Annotated in this window: 2 protein-coding genes; both read left to right on the top strand. The window is 73.9% G+C overall.

Features of this window, described 5'->3' with window-relative positions; all coding sequences use genetic code 11:
* A partial coding sequence (locus AF1_RS32035; protein ID WP_255218859.1) for a condensation domain-containing protein occupies positions 1–894 on the top strand: 894 nt, incomplete at its 5' end.
* Positions 876–4,462, top strand: a 3,587-nt coding sequence (locus AF1_RS32030; RefSeq protein ID WP_255218858.1) for an amino acid adenylation domain-containing protein, incomplete at its 3' end; no start/stop codon positions are given. The genes AF1_RS32035 and AF1_RS32030, both read left to right, overlap by 19 nt.

Below are 4,462 nucleotides of genomic sequence, written 5' to 3'. Positions count from 1 at the left end.
AAGCTCACCGCGTCCGAGCGGGACGCCGGCGAGCTGGAGGACTGGCTCGACATCGTGGACGGCCCGCCGCAGAACCTTGCGAAGCGTCCGCTCGACCCGCGGGTGGACATCGCGGCCCGCGCCCGGTCCCTCACCCTCGACCTGCCCGCCGACGTCACCGGACCGCTGCTCACCGACGTCCCGGCCGCGTTCCACGGGCGTGCGAACGACGTCCTGCTCACCGGCCTCGCGCTCGCCGTCGCCCAGTGGCGCCGGCACCGGGGCGGGCGGGGCACCGGCGTCCTCATCGACCTTGAGGGCCACGGACGCGAGGACGTCGTCCCCGGCGCCGACGTCTCCCGGACCGTGGGCTGGTTCACCTCGATCCACCCCGTCCGGCTGGACGCGGGCAACGTGACCGGCGGTGCGGCCGTCAAGACGGTGAAGGAGCAGCTCCGGGCCGTCCCGGACGGCGGCATCGGCCACGGCCTCCTCCGCTACGGGGACGGGGAGGCCGCCGAGGAACTGGCCGAGCTGCCGCCCGCGCAGATCGCGTTCAACTATCTCGGCCGGGTCGCCCCCGGCGACGACGGCGGCGACTGGACGCTCGCGTCCGAGGAGCTGCCCGCGGGCGAGGACCCGGCGATGCCGCTGACGCACGTCCTGGAGATCAACGCCGTCACCCGCGACCTGCCCGGCGGGCCCGTGCTGTCGGCGACCTGGACGTGGCCGGGCGGCCTGCTGGCGGCCACCGACGTCCGGGACCTGGCCGAAGGCTGGTTCACGGCGCTGCGCGCCCTGGTCGCCGACGTCGCCGCCGGGGAGGCGGGCGGCTTCACCCCGTCCGACCTGCTCGTGGAGCTGGACCAGAGCGAGATCGACAAGCTGCAGACCGCGTGGAGGCAGAAATCGTGAACCGGGGCGACCTTGAGGACATCTTGCCGCTGTCGCCGTTGCAGCAGGGTTTCTTCTTCCACGCCCTTTTCGACGCCGGCGACGCCGACGTGTACACGGCGCAGTTCGTCCTCGACCTCGAAGGGCCCCTGGACGCCGCCGCGCTGCGCATCGCCGCCGGGACGCTGCTGCGCCGGCACGCCAACCTGCGCGCCGCGTTCTGGCACGAGGACCTGTCGCGTCCCGTCCAGGTGATCCCGCGCACGGTCGAGCTGCCCTGGGAGGAGATCACCGCGTCCGGGCCCGAGGCCGATGCGATCGTGGAGCGGGAGCGGGCGCGCGGCTTCGACATGACCGCGCCGCCGCTGCTGCGGTTCGTCCTCGTCCGGATGGGGCCCGAACGGTTCCGGCTGATCTTCACCAACCACCACATCCTGCTGGACGGCTGGTCCACGCCGATCCTCGCGACCGAGCTGTTCCTGCTCTACATGCAGGGCGGCCACGACACGGGGATGCCGCGCGTCACCCCGTACAAGAACTACCTGGCGTGGCTCGCCCGGCAGGACCGCGCCGCCGCCGAGGACGCCTGGCGCCGCGCACTCGACGGCGTGGACGAACCCAGCCTCGTCGCCCCCGAGGCCGCCGCCCGCGCCCCGCGGCCCCCGCGGCGGACCAGCACCGAACTCGACGAGCGCACCACCCGCCGCCTGACCCGCGCGGCCCGCCGCCACGGTGTCACGCTGAGCACCGTCCTGCAGGGCGCCTGGGGTCTCGTCCTCGGCCGCCTCCTCGGCTCGGACGACGTGGTGTTCGGCGCGACCGTCTCCGGCCGCCCGCCCGAACTCCCCGGCGTCGAGCAGATGATCGGCCTGTTCATCAACACGCTGCCGATCCGCGTCCGCTACCGCCCGGACGAGTCGCTCGGCTCCCTCATGGAACGCCTCCAGGAGGAGCAGACCGAACTCCTCGCCCACCACCACCTGGGCCTCACCGACATCCAGCGGGTGGCGGGCCACGGCGGCGCGCTGTTCGACACCATGACGGTGCTGGAGAACTACCCGTTCGACCCGTCCTCGATGGACGGCTCCCTCAACGGCGTCCGGATCGCCGCCGCCGACTCCTACGACGCGACCCACTTCCCCCTGTCGTTCGTCGCGATCCCCGGTGAGAGGCTGTCCCTCCGCCTGCACTACCGCCCCGACGTCTACGAGCACGCGGTCGTGGAGGCGCTGCTGGCCCGTGTCCGCCGCTTCCTGGAGGTCTTCGCCGATGACGCGGGCCGCGTCATCGGCGCCGTCGACCTGGCGGGCGAGACCGAGCGGGCGGCCCTGTCGGCCTGGAACGACACCGCCGCCGAGATCCCGTCCGGCACCCTCCCCGCCCTCTTCGAGACCCAGGCCGCCCGCACCCCGGCGGATGTGGCGCTCGTCTGCGGCGACACCCACCTGACCTACGCCGCTCTGAACGAACGCGCCAACCGCCTGGCCCACGAACTCATCGCGCGTGGCATCGGCCCCGAGGACCGCGTGGCGCTCGTCCTTCCGCGCACCCCGGCGATCGTGGCGGCGATCCTCGGCGTTCTCAAGGCGGGCGCGGCCTATGTCCCGATCGACCCGGAGTACCCGGACGAGCGCATCGCCTACATGCTGGACGACGCCCGCCCGGCCCTGACCATCACGACCGGCGACTTCCCGGACGCGGCCGGGCGGCCATCGCACGATCCGTCCGATGACGACCGGGTGCGGGCGTTGCGGGCGGAGAACGCCGCGTACGTCATCTACACGTCGGGGTCCACCGGGCGGCCCAAAGGCGTGACCGTCCCGCACGTGGGCGTGCTCAACTACTTCGAGGCGCATCGGGACGCGTTCATCGATCCGGCGGTCGAGGCCGCCGGCGGGCGGCGGATGCGGTTCGCTCATCTCGCGTCGTTCTCGTTCGACACGTCCTGGATGGGCCTGCTGTGGATGATGTACGGCCACGAGCTGCACCTCATCGACGACGCCACCCGCCGCGACGTCGAGGCGTACACGGAGTACGTGGCGCGCGCGCAGATCGACCTGGTGAACACCACCCCGTCGCACTTCGCCTCGCTCCGCGAAGCGGGCCTGCTGGACGACGACGGGCGGCATCGGCCCGCACAGCTCCTCCTCGGCGGCGAGGCCATCGGCGAGAGCCTGTGGGCCGAACTCCGCGCGATCCCCGGCCTCACCACGCGCAACTTCTACGGGCCCACCGAGGCGACCATCGACACGATGAACCAGGTCGTCGCGCGCGGCGAGCGGCCGTCGATCGGCGGCCCCTACCGCAACCTCCGGGCGTACGTGCTGGACACCGCGCTCCAGCCCGTGCCGGCCGGTGTCCCCGGTGAGCTCTACCTGGCGGGCGTGCAACTCGCCCGCGGGTATCTCGACCGGCCCGGGCTGTCCGCCGAACGGTTCGTCGCCGACCCGTTCGGCCCGCCCGGCAACCGCATGTACCGCACCGGCGACCTGGCCCGGTGGCGCCCGGACGGGACGATCGAGTACCTCGGCCGCGCCGACGACCAGGTCAAGATCCGCGGGTTCCGGGTGGAGCCCGGCGAGATCGAGAACGTCCTCGCGGGGTGCCCCGGTGTCGCGCGGGCCGCCGTGGTCGTCCACGAGGACCGGCCCGGCGGCAAGCGTCTCGCCGCCTACCTGGTGGGGCCCGGGATCGATGCCGCGGCCGTCCGCCGGTACGCCGCGGAGCGGCTGCCCGACTACATGGTCCCGGCGTTCACCGTCCTCGACGCGCTGCCGCTCACCGTGAACGGCAAGCTCGACCGGGCCGCGCTGCCCGCGCCCGACGCCGGCTCCGCCGCCGGCCGCGCGCCGCGCTCCCCGCAGGAGGAGATCCTCTGCGGCCTGTTCGCCGAGGTCCTCGGCGTGCCGCGGGTGGGCGTGGACGACGGGTTCTTCGACCTCGGCGGCGACTCGCTCACCGCGACCCGGCTGGTGAGCAGGATCCGGTCCGCGCTGGGCGCCGAACTGCCCGTCCGGGCGCTGTTCGAGGCGCCGACCGTCGCGGGCCTCGCCGAGCGCCTCACCGACGCGGCGGGCGGCGTGCGTCCCCCGCTGGTACGGGCCGAGCGACCCGACGTGATCCCGCTGTCGCACGCGCAGCAGCGGCTCTGGTTCCTCAACCGGTTCGAGGGCGCGTCCGCGACGTTCAACATGCCGATCGCGCTGCGCCTCGACGGCCGCCTCGACCTGGAGGCGCTGCGCGCCGCGCTCGCCGACGTCGTGGCCCGGCACGAGACGCTCCGCACGATCTTCCCGGACGGCTCGGGCACCGCCCGGCAACTCGTCCTGGACCCGGCCGCCGCCCGGCCCCGCCTCGACATCACCGAGACCGGCGAGGCCGCCCTGCCGGCGGCGCTCGCCGCCGAGGTCGGGCGCGGCTTCGACCTGTCGGTGGAGCCGCCGTTGCGGGCCCGGCTGTTCGCGCTCGGCGACGACACCTCCGTGCTGATGCTGGTCCTGCACCACATCGCGGTGGACGGCTGGTCGATGGCGCCGCTGGCCCGCGACGTGATCCTCGCCTATGCGGCCCGTTCGCAGGGACACGCGCC

Source organism: Actinomadura formosensis NBRC 14204 (assembly GCF_001552155.1).
In the GTDB taxonomy this organism is placed as follows: Bacteria; Actinomycetota; Actinomycetes; order Streptosporangiales; family Streptosporangiaceae; genus Spirillospora; species Spirillospora formosensis.
The sequence above is the reverse complement of the archived record's forward strand: the minus strand, read 5'-3'. Positions and strand labels throughout refer to the sequence as shown.